Genomic DNA, 18762 nt, shown 5'->3' on the forward strand with positions numbered 1-18762 from the left:
CTCAGGATCCGAGGAGGTCAATCTTCATCCCCTCCGCTTCCGAGGCGGGGTACTCGCGCTTCGCGAGCTGCTTCTTCATCAAGTCCTTGTCGTCCTGGGTGGCCCGGAGGGCCGCTTCCTCGGCCCAGGCGCGCGTGGTGGGGACGTCGTAGTTGAAGTAGAGCGAGACGGGCGTGGGGCTGTGCTGGGCGAGCGCCTTGAAGATGGCCTGGTCCGGATGCTTGAAGATGGCCCCATTGGTGGAGATGAGGTAGCGCGGGCACTTCACGGCCTCGAGGAGCTCGGCGGTGATGTTGCCCTGACTGCCGTGATGGGGGAGCTTGAAGGCATCGAGCTCCAGCCGTTGTCCCGGGGGAACCAGCCGGCGGATCCCCGCCAACAGCGTGGAGGACCAGGCATCCCCCGCCAGCAGGCAGCTCTTGCCCTGGTAACGGGCGATCACCGCGATGCTGCTGCCGTTGGCGGGAGACTTGTCGCCCCCGAAGAGCACCTTGGAGAGGTGCCTCATCCGGGAGCGGTGGGCGGACATCGTGGGCGGCATCTCGCCGGGGAACCAGCCCTGGCTGGTGGCCACCTTGATCCAGGCCGAGTCCAGCTTGCGCAGCTCCTTCCAGCGGGGCGAGAGCAAGGTGAGCGACATGCCGCCCGGCAGCGTGTACACCGGCGGCGCCCCCGTCTCCGGCACGACGACCGTCCCACCGCCGAAGTGCCTGTTCCACCGCTGCGTGTACTTCATGCTGAGCAGGTTGCCCAGGATGTCACCCTGCCGCGGTCCGAGGTACGGGCTCCTCGGCGGCGTCAGGTGCTGCCAGCCGTTGAACCAGATGTCATCGAAGCGGACCTCCAGATCCGACAGCATCAGCTCGACGATGCCGTCGAGGTGATCCGAGTCGATGTGCGTGACGATGAGCAGCTCGAATCGCCGCTCCTTGCGCGGGAGCTTTTCGATGTACGCGCGCAGGCGGTTGAAGGTGGAGGCCGTGCCCCCGTCGATCAGGATGCGGTGCCTGCTCCGCGCGTCACCATAGGTGATGATCAGGCAGTCCCCATGATCGGCGGGGAGCATCTCGATCTGGAACATGCGGACAGCCTCCTCAAGAGCAGCCCAGGCCACCGGGAATCTAGCCGGAGGACATGGAGGGAGCCATGAATCTACCGGCCCGTTCCGCTTGTGGCAGAGTGGGCTGTCCCTACCGGGAGGAAGGCCCATGGCGATCCGTACCGTCACCCTGGAGTTGCTGCGCCACGGACCCGCTCACAACCAACTGCTCTCGCCGCTCACGCCGTACCTGGCCCTCTGTGGCAACCAGGACGCGGAGACGGTGCACATCACCTTCGAGCACCTCCAATTCCTGCGCAAGCTCCGCCAGCTCCGTTACGTGCATGGGGTGCACGTCGCGGCCGAGGCGAGGCAGGAAGCGGCACGGGAGGTGGGCAAGGTGCTCGGCTCCATCCGCTCGCTCATCGCCGAGCTGTCCTCCTCGGACCCGAAGGAGGGCAAGCGCATGGTGCACCTGCGGCTGGTGCTCTCCGCGTCGGAGCTGGCCATGCTGCCTTTCGAGCTGGTCGAATCCGCCCCGGGGCTGCCCGGGCAGGGGCAACCGCTGGTGCTGCAGACGAGCACGCCGGTATGCCTCACGCGCGAGGTCCGCCGGGTGGCGCTCAAGACGTTGCGGTGGCCGGCCCGGCCGCGCATCCTCGTGGTGGCGGCGGCCCCCGATGCCGTCTCGGCCGTGCCGCTCCGCGAGCACATGGACGCCCTGCGCTCCGCGTTCGCTCCCTACCTGGCCAGCAGCAAGGAGTTCTCGGAGCACGTGAAGGTGCTCGAGGCCGCCACGCTCACGGACGTGCGCAATGCGTGCGCCACGGGCGCCTTCACGCACGTGCACGTGCTGGCGCATGGCTTCGAAGTTCTCCCCGAGGACGGAGGGGGCCCGAAGTACGGGCTGGCCTTCCACTCGGAGAAGCGGCGCACCCAGGTGGCGGTGGTGTCCGGCCCGGAGCTGGCGGCGGCCCTGCGCTGCCACGGGCGCGGCGGGACGGAGCTGACACTGCGCAGGCCGGCGGTCGTCTCCCTGGCGAGCTGTGACGCCGCCAACGTGGGCTCGGTGGTGATGCCGGGCGCCAGCATCGCCCATGCGCTGCACGAGGCGGGCATTCCCCTGGTGGTGGGCTCCCAGTTTCCCCTCACCATCGAGGGCTCGCGCGTCATGACGGAGGTTCTCTACAGGCGGCTGTTGCGCGGAGAGGATCCCCGGGTCATCTCCCATGACCTGCGGCAGTCGCTCTACGTGCAGTGCCCGGACAGCCATGACTGGGCCTCGGTGGTGATGTACGCCGCGCTTCCCGCGGACCTCGAGAACCAGCTCCGGGAGGTGCGTTTCGTCCGGGCCCGCATCGCCCTGGAGGCGAAGCTGACGCGAGCGGAGAAGAAGGCCGGGAACACGGAAACGGCGCCGCGGGAGCGCCACGTCCGCACGCTCAGGAAGTACATGCGCCGCTTCGAGAAGGTGGCGCTCCGGCAGACAGGCGGCTCGAAGCAGGTAAAGGCCTGGGGGGTGCTGGCGAGCGCCTGGAAGCAGGTGGCGCAGTTCGACTCGAAGTCCGAGGAGCGGAAAGAGGACTTCGAACGCGCGCTCCGCAAGGCCCGGGAGTACTACTTCAAGTGCTACCGGTCCGGGGTCCGGGAGGCGTGGCCCCTGGTGCAGTACCTGGCGCTCACGATGGGGCCCGGACAGCTCACTCCGGCGAAGGAGGGAGAAGAGAAGAAGCAACTGATACGCATCCGGCGCCAACGGAGGCTGGCGAAGGCGATTGCACGGGACAATCTCGAGTGGGGCCGCCCGCAGCAGAAGGTCTGGGCCTATGCGAGCCTCGTGGAGCTGGCGATCCTCGAGCTGTGGGACGGCAAGGCGAAGGTGGAGCAATTGGAGTCCAGGGCGCGTCAGCACCTCCAGGAGCTCTTCGCCATCACACGTCACAATCTCTACGATCCGCGGGAGGCCGTATTCGACGAGCGCAGCACTCTGCGCGAGCTGAAGCGCTATGCGGCCTGGGGTTGGGGCAATGAGGCCATGCAGGAGCTGAGCAAGTCCCTGAGCCGGATCATGGAGGACGAATATGGTGTCCAGGTCGCCTGGGTGCGGACGGATTGAGCCGGGGCGGGCAATCGGGGGCTCGGCTCCTCGTACACCCCCGGAGATCTCAGCGCCGGGGCCCGTGACTACCGTAGGACCGCGGCCCCCGTGACCATGAGGAGCTGGGCAGATGAGGCACCCATCCCGTGTCTTGAAGCTCGCCCTGGCCCTCAGCCTCGTGCTGCACCTGGTGCTCCTGTGGTGGTGGCAGAGAATCCCGCTTCCCCCGGCGCAGCCTCCCCCCTCCGCTCACTCCACCCAGGACCCGGTGGAGGTGCTCGTCGTCGACGTCCCCCCTGCCCCGCCGCCCGCTCCGGCTTCGCCGCGCCAGGGCCCGGAGCCGCGCGAGCGCGAGGCGGGACGCAAGGACGACAGGCCCCGCGTGGGACCGCCCGCCGCGAGCCCCTCGCCCGCGCCCCTGGCCAGTGACGCGCCCCTGGCCGGTGATGTGCCCCGTGCGGAGGAGGCACCGGAGAAGCCCTCGCTCCTCCCGGACCCCGGCACGTTGGCGCTCCAGCCCGGTGGAGACTTCCCCGTGCTCCCACCCGACGAGCCGGGCCCCCCGGGCACCCGCCTTCGCGCGCCCGCGCACCCGGCGTCCCCCCAGGAGGCTCGTCTCCCAGACGGCACGCGACACCGTGGCCCGGCGGCGCGCCGAGAGCGGCCTGACGCACTCGTACTTCGGTGACATGGGCAAGGTGCTCGCGCGGCGCTTCCGCCAGAGCCATGCGGACGTCGAGGAAGGACGGACGACGAAGGAGAAGGTGGCCCAGAAGGCGCGCGACGTGTCGAGCGTGCTCTCCCGCTCCGGCGAGATGGAGGATCCGCTCGCGCACCCCCGCCGGGTGGATCCGCTCGCGGGCGGACCGGCCTCACACCAGATGATGAAGGAGGCCCAGGAGAGCCTGGCCTACTCGCTGCCCAACAAGTGGACGCACAGCGAGGGCGTCGCGGTGGTGCGCCTCACCCAGGATGCCGGCGGGAAGGTCCGCTCCGTGGAGATCATCGAACCCTCGGGCAACGGTGGACTGGATCAGGCCGCCGTGACGGCGGTGACGGAGCTCGGCGAGGAGCTGCCGTCCCTTCCACCGGAGGTCCTGATGGGCCGGGACTCGGTGGTGAGCGAGTGGCGGTTCGAGCTGCTCCGGACTGTGGGAGGCCCGGGCGCGAAGGGTGTGGGCGTCGTCGGAACGTTCGATCCCGTCACCGGTGTCGAGGACGCCCTCCCCACCTTCGCCGCCAGGAGCCAGGTGCGTGTCACACTGGTGGCGTATTACTGAAGCGCCCTCGCATCGCGCTCCGCTCCTCCGCTTACAAATTGTTTCCGGGCGCTCGCGACACTTGGGCCCGCCACGCATTCATGAGACACACGCGGGCGGAAGCCGGGGGGAGTTGTGAGGGTCCTTGAGTTCGCGTCTGGATTTCGACAGAGGAATGGAGCGCTTCGCCCGGCTGTCCTACCGGCGGCCCGGGCACGTGCTCGCGTGTGTGGTGGTGGCGGCGCTGCTGTCGGGTCTGCTCGCCTCACGGCTCGTCTTCCGGGGCTCCTTCGTGGAGCTGCTCCCCGCGCACACCCAGGAGGTGCGGGAGCTGGAGGCCGTCTCCCGGAAGGCCGGTGGTGACGGCTATCTGGTCCTGCGCGCCCGCGGTGGGAGTCCCGAGACGTTGCGCCGTTTCGCCCACGCGCTGGCGCCGCGGCTGGAGGCCCTGGACGAGGTCCGCTACGTCGAGTTCCGCTACGACACGCGCTTCTTCGAGGAGCGTGCGCTGCTCCTGCTCCCCGCCGAGCAACTGCGGGCCCTGCGCGCGGACCTGGAGGCCGTGCTCCAGGCGGAGAAACGCGCCGCCCTGCCCCTCCTGGTGGAGCGCGATGATCTCCCCCCGCCGCCCTCGCTCGAGGAGATCGCCCGCCGCTACGCGCCCCGCGCGTCCCTGCGCGAGTACCTGAGCCCGGCGGACGGCAGCGAGCTGTACCTGTTCGTGAAGCCCTCGGGCGTCGCCGCGGATCTCTCCTTCGCCCAGCGGTTGGTGACGCAGGTGCGGGCCACCAGCACCGAGGTGGCCCGGGACTTTCCCGGCGTGGAGACGGACGCCACGGGCGCGCACGTGCTGCGGCTGGAGGAGGACAAGCGGATGCGCGCGGATCTCACGCGTGCCTCGATGCTCTCGTGCGCCATCGCGGCGCTCATCGTCGTGCTGTCCTGCCGGCGCCTGACCTCGCTCGCCGTGGTGGGGGCGCCCGTGGGCGTGGGGTTGCTCGTCACCTTCGCGGTGGCGCAGCAGTCCATCGGCTACCTCAACATCATCACCGGCTTCCTCGTCGCCATCCTCATCGGGCTGGGCATCGAGTACGGCATCCACCTGGCCATGCGCTATGGCGAGGAGCGCCGCCAGCACTCCGCCCTGGAGGCGCTCGTCGAGGCCGTGCGGGGCACCTGGAAGGGCGCGCTGACTTCGGCCTGCACCAACGCCGCCGCCTTCGCCGCGCTCACGCTCGCGCAGTTCCAGGCCTTCGCCCAGTTCGGGTGGATCGCCGCCGCCGGGGTGATGCTCACCGTGCTGGCCACGTACCTGTGTGGCCCCGCGCTCATCGCCCTGACGGAGCGGTTGCGGCCCGGACGCGCGGAGCTGCCGCTGCCGGCCCGGCCCCGCCGCGAGGCGCCGCACCTGTCGCGCTCCGTGCTGGTGGGCATCGTCGTGGGCGTCTGCGCGCTGGCCGCCTGGTCCGCCACGGTGGTGGGCTCCATCGGCTTCGAGCCCGACATGCGCAAGCTGCGCGGGGAGTTCGCCGCCACCCGGCTGGACGATCACATCATCGCCCAGCTCGGACGGCGCCACTCGCCCACCATCTTCCTGGCCGAGGACGTCTCGCGGGCGGGCCAGCTCGCGGCCACCCTGCGGGAAGCTCGAGGCCCGTCACAGCGTGGATCGCACCTTCGCGGAGGTGGTGTCGCTCAGCGACTTCCTGCCGCGCACGGGCGAGGACGTCGAAGCGGAGCGTGCCGCGTTGCGCGCCTTCCTCGAGCGCATTCCCGGGAGCGCCTGGGAGTCGGAGCGGGTGGGCCCCGCGCTGCGCCGCCTGGAGGCCCTGCTGAGTGCCCGGCCCTACGGCGTGGAGGAGCTGCCCGCCGAGGTGCGCCGCCGCTTCACCGCGTTGGATGGCGAGGGCAGCTTCGTGCTCGCCTTCAAGCGCGAGTCGCTCTCCGACACCGACGCCCTGCACCGCTTCGGCGAGCAGATGGACGAGCTGCGGGAGCTGGCCCGGGCTCAGGGCCTCCAGGTGCAGGTGCTGGATCCAAACCTCATCGCCTACCGCATCTTCGAGCTGGTACGGATGGATGGGCCCTGGCTGCTGCTCGCCGCCGGGCTCGCGGTGTTCGCGATGATGGCGCTGAGCCTGCGCAGCCTGCGCCGGGCGGGGCTGGTGGCCGGGCCGCTGTACCTCGGGCTCGCGTGCCTGCCGGCGGCGATGCACCTCTACGGGCTCAAGCTCAACTTCATCAACGCGGTGGTGCTGCCCAACCTGCTGGCGATCGCCGTGGACAACGCGGTGCACCTCTACCACCGCTACCGCGAGGAGGGGCCGGGCTCGCTGCCCCACGTGGTGCGCACCACGGGCGTCGCGGCGGTGGTGGCCACGCTGTCCAATGCCGCGGGCTACGGCGCGCTGCTCACGGCGCGCCATCCGGGCCTGCGCTCCATCGGGGAGATCGCCCTGCTGGGAGTCGTCTGCGCCTCGCTGGGCACGACGGTGCTGTTCCCCGCCGTGCTCGCGCTGCTCGAGCGCCGCGCGCCCGGTCTCCCCGCCCAGGAGGAGTCCCTGCCCCTTCCGCTCCAGGCGGAACCGGACGAGGAGCCCCGGCACTCGGCATGACGCGGCATGCCACCCGCGAGCTACCCGCGGGTGAGCATCACCAGGTTGCCGTCCGGATCGCTCACGTAGGCAACCCGCTCACCCCACGGCTGCTCGGACGGCTCGAGCAGGATGGAAACCCCGCCCGCCCGCATCCGCGCGATGGTGGCATCCACGTCGTCCACGTAGACGCACAGCTCGATGCGGTGCCCCTGGGCCGGGCGCAGCGGTTGGCCGTGCAACGGCGGGGCCCCGGTGATGGCGCCGAGGCCGATGTCCGACTCGCCCAGCTTCAACACGACGAACACCGGCTGCCCGCCTTCGGGGAAACGGTACGTCTCGGTGCCTCCGAGCAGCTCCCCGTAGAAGCGGAGGGCTTGCTCCAGGTTCTCGGTGGACAGCATGGGAAACATGCGCCGGGCGCTCATCCACGTGACGCTAGCGTGTACCCTCCCACCGGGCCCAGGACGGACTCACCCCCGGGTCATCCCACTCCCGGCCCGGGTCCCAGGGGACACAGGCGATGTCAAGGCCCAGGTGTGGTTCACTTGACGCCGAGAGGCATCCTGTTGAAAAGGATTCTTTCAGCCTCTCTGTATTATTATGGAGCCCTCATGGAAGCCAGTAGTCCGGCATCTCGCTGGAATCGTCTGAGATCAGCCCTCGTCGCGCTGCTGCTCGTGGGAGCGGTGACGGGTCACGAGGCGGCCGCGTCGTCGTTCACTCTTTTCGAGAGCGGACAGGTGCGTCCGCTCGCCCTCTCCCCGGGTGGCAGGTTCCTCTACGCCGTCAACACCCCGGACAACCGCCTGGAGATCTTCCATGTGGGGGCGGGTTCCCTCACGCATGTCTCCTCGGTGCCCGTGGGGCTCGAGCCGGTGGCGGTCGCGGTGCGGAGTGACGGCGAGGTTCTGGGTCGTCAACCACCTGTCCGACAGCGTGAGCATCGTGCGGCACAACGCATACGGGCGCGCTGGCTCGGTGGTGCGGACGCTGCTCGTGGGTGACGAGCCGCGCGACATCGTCTTCGCCGGAACGGGGAAGAATCGCGCCTTCGTCACGGCCGCCCACCGCGGCCAGAACGTGCCCTTCGATCCGCAGTTCACCACGCCGGGCGTGGGCCGGGCCGACGTCTGGGTCTTCGATGCCAACAGCCTGGGCACCTCGCTGGGTGGCAACCCGCTGACGATCGTCACCCTCTTCAGTGATACCCCGCGCGCGCTCGCGGTGACGCCGGACGGCTCGCGCGTCTACGCCGCCGCGTTCCACTCCGGAAACCGCTCCTCCGTGGTGCATGAGATCCTCGTGCCCAACGGCGGCGAGGCGGCGGGCGGCGTCCCCGGGCCGAACGTCAACGCCGAGGGCAAGCCCGCGCCCGAGGTCTCCGTGCTCGTCCGGTTCAACGGCCAGGACTGGGTGGACGTGCTGGGCCGCTCGTGGACGGACAAGGTGAAGTTCTCCCTGCCGGACAAGGACGTGTTCGTCATCGACGCCAACGCCAACCCGCCGGCGCAGCTCTCCGGCACGTCCGGCTTCTACTCCGGCGTGGGCACCATCCTGTTCAACATGGCCGTCAACCCGGTGAACGGGAAGGTGTACGTCAGCAACACCGAGGCCCGGAATGATCTGCGCTTCGAGGGCCCGGGCACCTTCGCCGGACAGACGCTCCGCGGGCACCTGCACGAGAGCCGGATCTCCGTGCCGAGCTCCTCGGGTGTGGCCCCCCGGCACCTCAACAAGCACATCAACTACGCGGCCTGCTGCGCGCCCATCCCCAACGCGGAGAACGAGAAGAGCCTCGCGCAGCCGATGGGCATGGCGGTGAGCTCCAACGGCACCACGCTGTACGTGGCCGCGTTCGGCTCCTCGAAGATCGGCGTCTACTCCACCGCCGCGCTCGAGGCCGACACCTTCGTGCCGAGCACCACGAACCAGATTCCCCTGACGGGGGGCGGCCCCACCGGCATGGTGCTGGATGAGAGCTGCGGGCGCATGTACGTGATGACGCGCTTCGACAACGGCATCTCCGTCGTCAACACCGTCACGCGCCAGGAAGTCGCCCACGTGCGGATGCACAACCCCGAGCCGGCGAGCGTGGTGGCGGGACGTCCGTTCCTCTACGACGCGAAGAAGAGCTCGAGCCACGGCGACTCGTCCTGCGCGAGCTGCCACATCTTCGGCGACTTCGACAGCCTGGTGTGGGATCTGGGCAACCCGGATGGCGTCTACAAGACCAGCTCGAACCCCATCGTCCAGGTGCCGCCCGAGTTCGGCAATGATCCCACCTTCGGCCAGGATCCCAACTTCCACCCGATGAAGGGGCCGTTCTCCACCCAGAGCCTGCGCGGGATGGCGAACCACGGTGCCATGCACTGGCGCGGGGATCGCAACGGCGGTGACACCGCGCCGACCGCCCAGCCGGACAGCGGGGCCTTCGACGAGGCCGCGGCGTTCAAGCAGTTCAACCCGGCGTTCATGGAGCTGCTCGGGAGGAACGCGCAGCTCACCCCCGCGGAGATGCAGCAGTTCACCGACTTCATCCTCCAGGTGACCTACCCGCCCAACCCGGTCCGCAACCTCGACAACTCGCTCACCCCGGCGCAGCAGGCGGGACGCGACTTCTACTTCAACACCACGAGCTTCTTCCACGGCTCGTGCAACTCCTGCCACACGCTGGATCCCAACGCCAACCCCAGCGCGGGCGTGGCCAAGGGCTTCTTCGGCACGGAGGGCCTCTCGGCCTTCGTGGGGACGGCGCTCTTCCCCAAGACGCCTCACCTGCGGAACATGTACCAGAAGGTTGGCATGTTCGGCGTGGGCTACGACTTCGGCCTCATGCCGGCCGATCCCTTCATGGGAGATCAGATCCGCGGCTTCGGCTTCAACAGCGATGGCTCCATCGACACGCTGTTCCGCTTCAACAGCAGCTTCGACGTCCATCCGATCTTCAACTCGGTGGGCATCCCGGACACGCCCGCGGGCTTCCAGGCCAAGCTGGACATGGAGCAGTTCATGCTGGCCTTCGACACCAACCTGGCGCCGATCGTCGGCCAGCAGGTGACCCTCACGGCCCTCAACCACGCCGTGGTGGGTTCCCGTGTGGATCTGCTGGTGGCGCGAGCGAACGCCGGCGAGTGCGATCTGGTGGCCAAGGGCCGGGTCGCGCTGACCGAGGTGGGCTTCTTCTACCAGGGCGGGCACTTCAAGCCCGACCGGCAGTCCAAGCCGCAACTGACCGACGCGGCCCTCCGCCTGCACGTCACCACGGGCGGCGGGGCGCTGACCTATACCTGCACGCCTCCGGGCTCGGGCCAGCGCATCGGCATCGATCGCGATCTGGACGGGTTCCTCGACGGCGACGAGCGGGCGGCGGGCAGCAACCCGGCGGATCCCCTCAGCACCCCCTGAGCAAGCCGGATACGCCCGGGCCGCTCCCTCGAGGATCGGCCCGGGCGCGCCCGTGAAACATCCCCCCGGTTGACCGAGCACATCCATCATGACCCGACAGCTCGTGCCCCCCACCCCTGCCCGGTCATCCCTGGCCCGGTCGACGCTCATCAAGATGGGCGTGCGCATCGCGGTGATCATCGCGCTGACCACGCTCTTCAGCTACCTCCACATCTTCTACTCCCTGCGCGCCGAGGCCGTGGTGCAGATGGAGCGCAACGTCACGGAGCGCAGCGAGCGGGAGGAGGCCCTCTTCGTGCTGGCGGAGGACAACCACGCCGCCATGAAGAAGGCCCTGGAGGATCAGATCCGGGCCCTGAGCCAGGAGGACGTGGACGCCCGCTTCGACAAGCTGTTCGCCCTGCGTCCCGACGGGACGATCCGCAACCGTCGCGAGCTCTTCGATGGCACGCGGATGCCGGGAGTCTTCATCCCCCGGGACGTGAAGGCCGATGCCGACTTCCGCCGCCGGCTCCTGGCCGCCTACGAAGTGACGCTCCAGTATGCGCCCGCCTTCCATGTCCGTTTCTCCACCACCGGCGTCATCCTCCCGGAGGGAGCCGTGGTGGGGTACTGGCCGGAGGGAGCCAACTATTTCCAGGACCTCGAGCCCACCTTCTCGCTCGAGGACTTCGAGTACTTCTCCCTCGGCCTGCCCGCGAACAACCCGCGGCGGGAGTCCGCCTGGACCAGCATCTACGAGGATACGCCCACCCAGACGTGGATGGTCACGGTCGCGACCCCGCTGGACGTGGACGGCCGCCACGTGGGGACGATCTCCCATGACATGCTCCTCAATGAGCTGATGGTCCGCACCATCAACAACCACATCCCCGGGGCCTACAACATCATCATCCGCGACGATGGCCAGCTCATCGCCCACCCCGAGATGAAGATGAAGAGCGGAGAGGGCGTCTACGACATCCTGAAGAACACCGGGAAACCGGAGGATGTCTCCGCGCACGCGGGCACCGCCCGGCAGCGGGCCCACCTGCACGGCCTCTTCGAGCGCTTGAAGGACCACCCCTCTGGCCAGGCCGTGCTGGAGTTCCCGGAGTACGGCGAGCTGCTCGCCGTGGCCCGGCTGAAGGGCCCGGACTGGCGCATCGTCACGGTGCTGCCCGAGAAGGTGGTGTCCGCGGCCGCCTTCCAGGCGGCGCGCTATATCCTGGGGTTCGGCGTGGTGTCGCTGCTCCTGGAGCTGGCCATCATGTACTGGGTGCTGAAGCAGCAGATCTCCCGCCCGCTGATGGGCTTCACCCAGGCCACCACCCGGCTGGAGGCCGGTGACTTCCATGTCACGCTGGACACCTCGCGCGCGGACGAGTTGGGACAGCTCGCGAGCGCCTTCCAACAGATGGCCGGGGAGATCCAACGGCGCGAAGAGGCCCTGCGGCAGGCCAACGAAGGACTGGAGCAGCGGGTGGAGCAGCGCACGCGGGAACTCCAGGAGGTCCACCGGCAACTGGTGGAGACGGCGCGGCAGGTGGGCCGGGCGGAGATCGCCACCAACGTGCTGCACAACGTGGGCAACGTGCTCAACAGCGTCCTCACCTCGACGCTGCTGGCGCGGGAGCGGCTGGGCAGGCTGAAGCTCGACAGCGTGGAGAAGGTGGCGGATCTGCTCGAGGCGCACCGGGCCGACCTCACGGCCTTCCTCACCCAGGACGAGCGCGGGAAGAACGTGCTGCCCTTCATGCGCCGGTTGGGCAAGCACCTGCAGGAGGAGGGGCAGGAGCCTCCAGAGCCTGCTCAGCGACGTCAGCCGGCACACCGAGCACATTGGAGCCATCGTCAAGCTGCAGCAGCGCTACGCCCGGACGCCCCAGCAGCTCTTCGAGCCCGTCCATCTGGGAGAGCTGTTGGAGGACGCCCTGCGCATCAACCAGGCGGCGCTCGGCCGCCATGCCGTCAAGGTGGAGCGGAAACTGGCCGACGTGCCCTCCGTGGTGACGGAGAAGCACAAGGTGTTGATGATCCTGGTCAACCTGATCAGCAACGCCAAATACGCCATGGACGTGGTGCCCGAGGGGCAGCGGCACCTGACGGTGAGCATGACGAGCCCCACGCCCGGCCGGATCCACATCGAGGTGCGGGACAATGGCATGGGCATCGCGCCGGAGATGCGCACCCGCATCTTCCAATACGGCTTCACCACCCGCGACGAGGGGCACGGCTTCGGCCTGCACTCCAGTGCCCTGGCGGCCCAGGAGCTGGGGGGCGAACTGAGGGTGTACAGCGCCGGGCCAGGCCAGGGGGCCACGTTCACGCTGGAGCTGCCCCTCGCCCCCGAGCAGCGGAGTGAGCGGGCGAGCGCTTGATGAACGCCACCCCTCCGCCCGCCGTCCGTGTGCGGTGGCTCGTCGCCGGGGCCCTCCTCCCCTCCCCCTCGGGCCGCCGCTTCCTCCTCACCGAGGCCGCCTTCGCCGAGCACCTCGGGCGCGCCGGGAGCGGGCTGAGCGTCACCGTGCAGGACCGCATCGGCTCCGGTGACGCGAGCTCCCATGTCGTCTCCTTCGACGGGCCGGAGGCCTTCCAGCTCTCCGCGGTCATCGACGCCCTTCCGGATCTGCGCACCCTGCGCGCCGTCCGCGACGCGCTCTCCGGCGCGAAAGGCCTGGGCCCCCAGGACGCCGCCCGCCTCTTGGAAGGACTGGGCCCGGGCCTGCTGTCCTCCGCGCTGGCCGGGGCCCTCCGCAAGACGCACTCGCCCCGGGAGGCCCGGGGCGCCGCGCTCGCCCTCATCGAAGAGGCCCTCTTCGGCACCGCGCGGGACATCCTCCAACACCCCCGGGTGGCACGGCTGGAGTCCGCCTGGCGCGGGCTGCACTGGTTGTGGACGCACTGTCCCCCCTCCGCGGGCATGGACATCGAGGTGCTCGACGCGGAGCCCCACCAGCTCGTGGACGCGCTTTCGGAGAGCCTCGGCGTCCCCGCCCTCCAGCGCCCCGATGCGTGCTTCCTCCTCGAGCCCCTCGACGATGTGGACACCCTGCGTCGGCTCGCGGCCCTGGGGGAGCAGGCCTGTCTGCCCATGGTGGTGGCCGTCCGGGAGGCCCCCGCGTCGGAAGCGTGGAGCCGGCTGCGTGCGGACGAAGCCTCCCGCTGGCTGTGCGCCGCCCAGAATCCCGTGGTGATGATGGCCGAGCACCAGGGAGAGGTGCACCGCGAGTGCTTCACCAGCCCCGCGCTCGCCATGGCGGCCCTGCTGGCGGCGAGCTTTCGCGACACGCGCACCTTCGGCCGTCTGGTGGGGCCGGGCAGCGGGACGAAGGCGCCCGCCGTGTGGCGCCCGGGCGGACGCTCGCCGGTGGCGACCGAGGTGGGGATCTCCCTGCGGGAACAGGAGCGGCTGGCCGCGCGAGGCGTGGTGGGCGTGAGCGGCTGGTGGGACTCGAACGCCGTGCTGCTGGCGGCGGCACCCACCGTGTACGGAGGCCGGGATGCCACGCCCCTGCCCGCGCAGCTTCTCACCGGCCGCATCGTCCGCCTCGCCGAGGAGATCGCGGAGCGCCTCCCCGCGGGAGCCCGGCAGGAGGAGGTGTCCGCCGTCTTCACCCGGGCCGCCGAGGCGTTCCTCCCCACGGGTCCGGGGAGGGCCTGTCAGCTCCAGGGGAAGGTGGTGTCCACCGGGCCCGGCGAGCGGGGCGTCCACGTTCACGCCTCGCTCCGGCCCGAACTCGCGGGCACGCACGTGCAGCTCGAGTTCATCCTGCCGCTGCGCGGCTGAGACGGACCGCCCGAGCCGTCCCCTCCTCCACCGGGCCTCCGGCTGCCCGGCTGCCCCTCGCCGCCACGGGGGGGCTTCTGGGGACGAATCCGGCGGGGATGTGAGATGATGCGCCCAGGCACCCTGTGTAGGGGGGGAGGAGACCACCCGGTGAGGACGGCATTCCAGGAGGAGCTCAAGCCCGAGCTGACGCTCACCATCGGCGGCCAGTCCTTCTCCATCCCCGGTGGCCAGGTGAAGCACCTGGCCGTGCGCCTGGGCAGCCATGGCTTCACGGCCTCGGTCACCTTCTGGACCTCGCTGGAGAAGAAGGACGCGCCGCTCTACACCGCCTTCCAGAAGCCGGACCTCGTCCAGGTGCGGCTGGCCCTGTCCGCGGTGAACCCCGCGCTCGACACGCCGCCCGCGCCGCTCGTGGTCCAGGGCCTCGCCCGCAGCCGCCGGCTCATCGCGGAGACCCACGGCAAGGACAAGAAGGCCGAGCGCGTCTTCCGCCGCTACACCTTCGAGTTCGCCGACGCCGCCCAGGTCCTCTGGCGCCAGCACCGCCCCGTCGAGCTGCACACCGACATGTCCATGCAGGAGGTGATCGAGGCCCACAAGGCCACCCTCCAGCTCTCCTACGACTGGGCCGCGCTGCGCCAGAAGCAGGAGATGCTCTGCCTCGCGCTGGGCGCGGATGCCCCCGAGGTGAGCTTCTACGACTTCGTCCTCTGGTACGTGCACGCGAACAACGGCGTCTTCAGCTACGACACCCAGAAGAACGAGTACCTGCTGGCCGACAGCAAGCCCTCGGGCACGGCGGCCGTGCTCGATCGCCTCCAGGTGGGGCACATGGACGTGCGGCTGCCGCAGCCCATCCGCCACGGCACCCGCGTGCTCAACGCGCTGGCCAACGGGCCCACCACCACGCCCATCGCACAGCCCCAGGCCGTCGCGGGCGTGTCCCATGACATGCTGCTGCGCAACCCCATCACCGCCCAGGCCGAGCAGCGGCAGAAGCTGGAGAAGATCCGCCTGCAGGTGCGCCAGCGGCAGTTCAACCTGTCCTTCAAGCACTTCCCCTCGGTGCCCGTGCATCCCGGCGCCCTGGTGCGGCTGGAGGGCCCGCTGTGGCCCGCCGCGTTGACGGGGCTCGACGAGGACCAGCGGGTGCTGGAGCTGGAGCTGGAGGCCCATGCCGAGCGCGAGGGCCAGCATGACAACCAGCAGACGGCCCAGGCCAACTACCAGGTGCGGATGTCGGCACGGCTGGAGTCCGCCTCGGAGCCTCTGGTCACCCTGCCCGCCTTCCGCGCCCCGCGCTACCCCATCCACGTCGAGGCCCTGGTGCACAGCCCCGGCGGCGAGCCCCAGGATCGGCGCTACCTCATCGTCGAGGACGAGAAGACGTCGCTCGCCTACTTCCGGATGACGGTGCCGCTGTGGAACCAGACGGTGAGCGTGCCCGCCGAGCCCATCCACTTCCCCGGCCAGTTCTTCTTCCCGCCGTACAAGAACACGCGCGTGCTGATTGCGTTGCACTTCGCGCATGCCGAGTTCGACCGCTTCCTCGACTGGAAGGAAGGCGTGCGCACGCCGCAGGACGGCCAGGGCGATCAGATCCTCCTGGGCTGGAACAAGACGAGCCAGACGGCCTTCACGCACGACTTCCAGGACGACAAACCGGTGTGGCGCATGCTGCGCACCAACTCGGGTGACACCCAGGTCATCCGCATGGGGGAAGGCCACCTCTTCATCCAGGTGAAGGAGTCCCAGAGTGGCGCGGCCCCCACGCCCACCTATGACGTCTCGCCCCAGGTGGAGGCCGCCAAGGGAGACCTCACGGCGTCCGTGGGAGGCGCCATCGGGGAGACCTCCGCCTCCTACCAGGCCGCGATGGGCGCGGTGCGTGCGAAGATGAAGAGCGCCCAGGCGGAGGCCAAGGCGGCGTTCACCGGGGCCCGCACGGAGGTGGGCGCCAAGGTGGCCGAGGCCAAAAGCGGGCTGAAGGGGGCGACCTCCCGGCTGTCGCAGGGAGTGAGCCAGCTCTCGGGCGCGGCCGAGCAGGCCAAGGCGGCCCTCGAGAAGCTGCGGTGAGCCAGGAACCGGGGGACGGAGCGGATCCATGAAGCAACTGAGCGGGAAGATCGCGGAGCTGCGCGGAGAGCTGGAGTCCTTCAGTACGGGCGTGGTGGCCCGGCTGAAGCCGATCCGGACAGAGGCCGAGGCCCTGACGGGCAAGCTCGAGGCGGCCATCGGCTCGCTGCGTCCCGAGGTGGACGCGTTCGGTGGCGAGCTCTCGAAGCAGATTGATGCGCTGGACGCCGAGTTGGCGGAGATGGAGCCCTGAGTGAAGGCCCTGTGGTCCAGGTTCGACAAGGCCGCGGACGACGTGCTCGCCCTGCGCAAGAAGCTCGAGTCCTCCGGGGGCCGGGTGCAGAAGTCCGTGAAGGCCATCGAGCCCGCGGTCTCCTCCCGTGTCCAGGCCCTGGAGGGCACGGTGCGGGGCAAGGAGCAGTCCTTCGTGAAGCAGCTCGACTCGCTGGGACAGGACGTGGTGAAGCGCTGCCAGTCCCTGTCCTCCGAGCTGCTCGCCGCGCTGAAGAAGCGCAAGGACGCCCTGAAGAAGCAGCTCGACGAGCGCGTGAAGCAGCTTGAGGGCGAGTACAAGAAGCTGCGTGACCAGGCGGAGCAGGAGGTGAAGAAGCTCACCTCCGAGCTCGAGGCCCGTGAGAAGCAGCTCCAGGCCGACCTCGAGAAGCTGCGCGCCCAGCCGAAGCCGAAGCAGAAGGAAGCGGCCGCTCAGCTCGAGGCCCGGCAGAAGCAGCTCCAGGAGGAAATCAAGAAGCTGCGCGATCAGGTGCAGCAGCAGAAGAAGAAGTTCGAGGAGCGCGAGAAGCAACTCCAGGAGGACTTCCAGAAGCTGAAGGATCAGGCGGAGAAGGAGCTGGAGAAGCCGCTCGAGGAGCTGGAAGCCCGCGAGAAGCAGCTCCAGGAGGAGCTCGACAAGGTCCGCACCCGCGCGAGCGAGGAGCTGAAGGGCGCGGCCACGAAGCTGGAGAACGTGACGACGCTGGTGCTCGCCCCGGCGGTGCAGATCCGCCAGACGGTGGGCCAGGAGACTGAACGGCTGACCCAGGCGCTCGACGCCGTGATCGTCCAACCCGCCACGGCGCTGCAGGGCCTCCACGACAGCGTGCGGTCCGCGAGCGAGTCCTCGAAGGCCGAGGCGCGGCGGCTCATCGGGCAGGTCCGCGCGGGACTGGAGCCGGTCCGCTCCACGGTGAAGAGCGCCGCCGAGACGGCCGATCAGCTCCTCCAGACACTGGAGAGCACCGTCGGCAACACGCTCGGGGCCGGGCGTGATCAGCTCAACCAGGTGCTCGACACCATCGAGCAGACCCTGGCCGGACAGGTGGAGCAGCTCGCCAGCCAGATCAAGGCCGTGGAGCAGCTCATCGAGCAGATCCAGCAGCAGATCGACACGCTCATCACCCAGGGCAGCGAGGCCATCGACGCGGTGATGAGGACGGCGATCACCACCTTCGAGTCCATCCAGGCCCCGGTGCAACAGACGATCGACACCGCCTTCTCGGTGTTGGATCAGCTCATGGAGACGGTGGCGCAGCTCGAGAAGCAGCTCCAGGCGCTCTTCGCCCTGCTGCCCGAGAAGCTCGAGCAGTTGCAGACGCTCTACAAGACCCTGGTGGGCACGCTGGAGTCAGTGCTGGCCAAGGCCGTGCAGATGCTGGAGGCCATCCCCGCCTCGGACCTGCCCAAGCCGCTGGTGGACCCGGCCATGCAGGCCATCACCAAGGTGGTGTCGCAGATCTCCACGCAGATCACGACCATCTCCAACCAGGTGGGGCAGCAGCTCACGACGCTGCAGGATCAGCTCATCACCCAGGTGGAGCAGCTCCAGACGCAGGCCGTGCAGCAGGTGCAGACCCTGCAGGAGCAGCTCGTGCAGCAGATCGGCACCCTGCTGGAGTCGGTGCAGAGCACCATCGACCAGGCCGTGACCCAGGTGGAGCAGCTCGTGGTGCAGGTGACGGCGCAGATCGCGACCGCCCGGGATCAGGTGGTGAAGCAGGTAGAGGCGATGGTGAATCAGGTCACCGCGCGCGTGGAGGATCTCAAGACCCAGGTGAAGCAGCAGTTGGACATGCTCCAGCAGCGCCTCGCCGATGGGGTGAAGGCCGCGGCCGACCAGCTCGCCAAGGTGGGTGAGGCGATCGAGAAGCAGGTGGACGTGGCCCGCGAGCAGTTGAAGTCGGGGCTCGACACGGCGCGCACGTCGGTGGAGCAGGCGCTCGACGAGGTCCACAAGGCCCGGGAGCGCATCGAGACCGAGCTGGCCCAGCGGGTGGATCAGCTCCTCAACCCGATGGCGACGCAGGCCAACGGACTGATGGACACGGCGGCGAAGCAGATCGACGCCATGGCCGGCCGCGTGGACGAGGCCCGGGAGCAACTGCTCGCGCCCCTGGACAAGATCGAGAAGTCCATCCAGGAGACCACCCTCTTCGAGGAGCCGGTGAAGCAGGCCCGCACCTGGGTGGAGAAGATGATGGACGGGCTCGACGCCCAGGTGCGCGCGCTGGCCGCCTGAG

At 69.5% G+C, this 18762-nt stretch carries 12 protein-coding genes and 3 pseudogenes; 12 read left to right on the top strand and 3 right to left on the bottom strand.

All coding sequences use genetic code 11. The annotated features are described in order from the left end of the window. Position 1: 1 nt before the first annotated feature. Entirely contained in the window at positions 2–1081 is a 1080-nt protein-coding gene (locus ACN28I_RS06995; RefSeq protein WP_420941329.1) for a ComEC/Rec2 family competence protein, read from the bottom strand. A gap of 127 nt (positions 1082–1208) precedes the next feature. Between ACN28I_RS06995 and ACN28I_RS07000 the strand changes: the two genes are divergently transcribed. From ACN28I_RS07000 to ACN28I_RS07010, 3 genes are all read left to right on the top strand, one after another. Continuing rightward, positions 1209–3155, top strand: coding sequence for a CHAT domain-containing protein (locus ACN28I_RS07000; protein ID WP_420941330.1), 1947 nt, complete (start codon positions 1209–1211; stop codon positions 3153–3155). Between the two features lie 112 nt (positions 3156–3267). Further along, a complete protein-coding gene (locus ACN28I_RS07005; protein ID WP_420941331.1) occupies positions 3268–3825 on the top strand; it encodes a hypothetical protein in 558 nt (185 codons plus the stop codon). Then, positions 3776–4417 (top strand): energy transducer TonB family protein, encoded by a 642-nt coding sequence (locus tag ACN28I_RS07010; RefSeq protein ID WP_420941332.1) that lies wholly within the window; start codon positions 3776–3778, stop codon positions 4415–4417. Before ACN28I_RS07005 ends, ACN28I_RS07010 begins: the two co-directional genes overlap by 50 nt. 244 nt (positions 4418–4661) lie before the next feature. On the opposite strand, the gene ACN28I_RS07015 is transcribed toward ACN28I_RS07010, so the two are convergent. Beyond that, on the bottom strand, positions 4662–4928 hold the full coding sequence (locus tag ACN28I_RS07015; protein WP_420941333.1) for a hypothetical protein: 267 nt from the start codon (positions 4926–4928) through the stop codon (positions 4662–4664). Between the two features lie 189 nt (positions 4929–5117). Here ACN28I_RS07015 and ACN28I_RS07020 point away from each other — a divergent pair. Together ACN28I_RS07020 and ACN28I_RS07025 are read left to right on the top strand one after the other, a co-directional pair. Next, a pseudogene (locus tag ACN28I_RS07020) lies at positions 5118–5711 on the top strand (MMPL family transporter); the annotation flags it as partial. Between the two features lie 349 nt (positions 5712–6060). Beyond that, the gene (locus ACN28I_RS07025) at positions 6061–7011 is read left to right on the top strand and encodes an MMPL family transporter (RefSeq protein ID WP_420941334.1); all 951 of its coding nucleotides are present in this window, start codon (positions 6061–6063) and stop codon (positions 7009–7011) included. Between the two features lie 20 nt (positions 7012–7031). On the opposite strand, the gene ACN28I_RS07030 is transcribed toward ACN28I_RS07025, so the two are convergent. Beyond that, on the bottom strand, positions 7032–7403 hold the full coding sequence (locus ACN28I_RS07030; RefSeq protein WP_420941335.1) for a VOC family protein: 372 nt from the start codon (positions 7401–7403) through the stop codon (positions 7032–7034). A 201-nt stretch (positions 7404–7604) separates the two neighbouring features. Here ACN28I_RS07030 and ACN28I_RS07035 point away from each other — a divergent pair. The 7 genes and pseudogenes from ACN28I_RS07035 (at position 7605) to ACN28I_RS07065 (ending at position 18761) form a co-directional block, all read left to right on the top strand. Continuing rightward, positions 7605–10398 (top strand): annotated as a pseudogene (locus tag ACN28I_RS07035) (YncE family protein). Positions 10399–11686: 1288 nt separating this feature from the next. Continuing rightward, a pseudogene (locus tag ACN28I_RS07040) lies at positions 11687–11752 on the top strand (hypothetical protein); the annotation flags it as partial. A gap of 697 nt (positions 11753–12449) precedes the next feature. Then, positions 12450–12758 (top strand): ATP-binding protein, encoded by a 309-nt coding sequence (locus tag ACN28I_RS07045; RefSeq protein WP_420941336.1) that lies wholly within the window; start codon positions 12450–12452, stop codon positions 12756–12758. Then, positions 12758–14167, top strand: coding sequence for a type VI secretion system contractile sheath domain-containing protein (locus ACN28I_RS07050; RefSeq protein WP_420941337.1), 1410 nt, complete (start codon positions 12758–12760; stop codon positions 14165–14167). Before ACN28I_RS07045 ends, ACN28I_RS07050 begins: the two co-directional genes overlap by 1 nt. A gap of 150 nt (positions 14168–14317) precedes the next feature. Next, on the top strand, positions 14318–16246 hold the full coding sequence (locus ACN28I_RS07055; RefSeq protein ID WP_420941338.1) for a hypothetical protein: 1929 nt from the start codon (positions 14318–14320) through the stop codon (positions 16244–16246). A 28-nt stretch (positions 16247–16274) separates the two neighbouring features. Next, positions 16275–16499 carry a hypothetical protein gene (locus ACN28I_RS07060; protein WP_420941339.1) on the top strand — a complete coding sequence of 75 codons (225 nt, stop codon included), beginning with the start codon at positions 16275–16277 and terminating at the stop codon, positions 16497–16499. Further along, complete coding sequence (locus tag ACN28I_RS07065; RefSeq protein ID WP_420941340.1) at positions 16500–18761, top strand: phage tail protein; 2262 nt, start codon at positions 16500–16502, stop codon at positions 18759–18761. Position 18762: the final 1 nt, after the last annotated feature.

Source organism: Archangium gephyra, from assembly GCF_049060025.1.
Classification (GTDB): domain Bacteria; phylum Myxococcota; class Myxococcia; order Myxococcales; family Myxococcaceae; genus Archangium; species Archangium gephyra_A.

What these genes read in the sequence shown, in the direction of transcription:
- ACN28I_RS07045 (WP_420941336.1), top strand. Translation starts at nt 12,450, where the DNA reads ATGGACGTGGTGCCCGAGGGGCAGCGGCACCTGACGGTGAGCATGACG.
- ACN28I_RS07000 (WP_420941330.1), top strand. Translation starts at nt 1,209, where the DNA reads ATGGCGATCCGTACCGTCACCCTGGAGTTGCTGCGCCACGGACCCGCT.
- ACN28I_RS07030 (WP_420941335.1), bottom strand. Translation starts at nt 7,403, where the DNA reads ATGTTTCCCATGCTGTCCACCGAGAACCTGGAGCAAGCCCTCCGCTTC.
- ACN28I_RS06995 (WP_420941329.1), bottom strand. Translation starts at nt 1,081, where the DNA reads ATGTTCCAGATCGAGATGCTCCCCGCCGATCATGGGGACTGCCTGATC.
- ACN28I_RS07060 (WP_420941339.1), top strand. Translation starts at nt 16,275, where the DNA reads ATGAAGCAACTGAGCGGGAAGATCGCGGAGCTGCGCGGAGAGCTGGAG.
- ACN28I_RS07005 (WP_420941331.1), top strand. Translation starts at nt 3,268, where the DNA reads ATGAGGCACCCATCCCGTGTCTTGAAGCTCGCCCTGGCCCTCAGCCTC.
- ACN28I_RS07050 (WP_420941337.1), top strand. Translation starts at nt 12,758, where the DNA reads ATGAACGCCACCCCTCCGCCCGCCGTCCGTGTGCGGTGGCTCGTCGCC.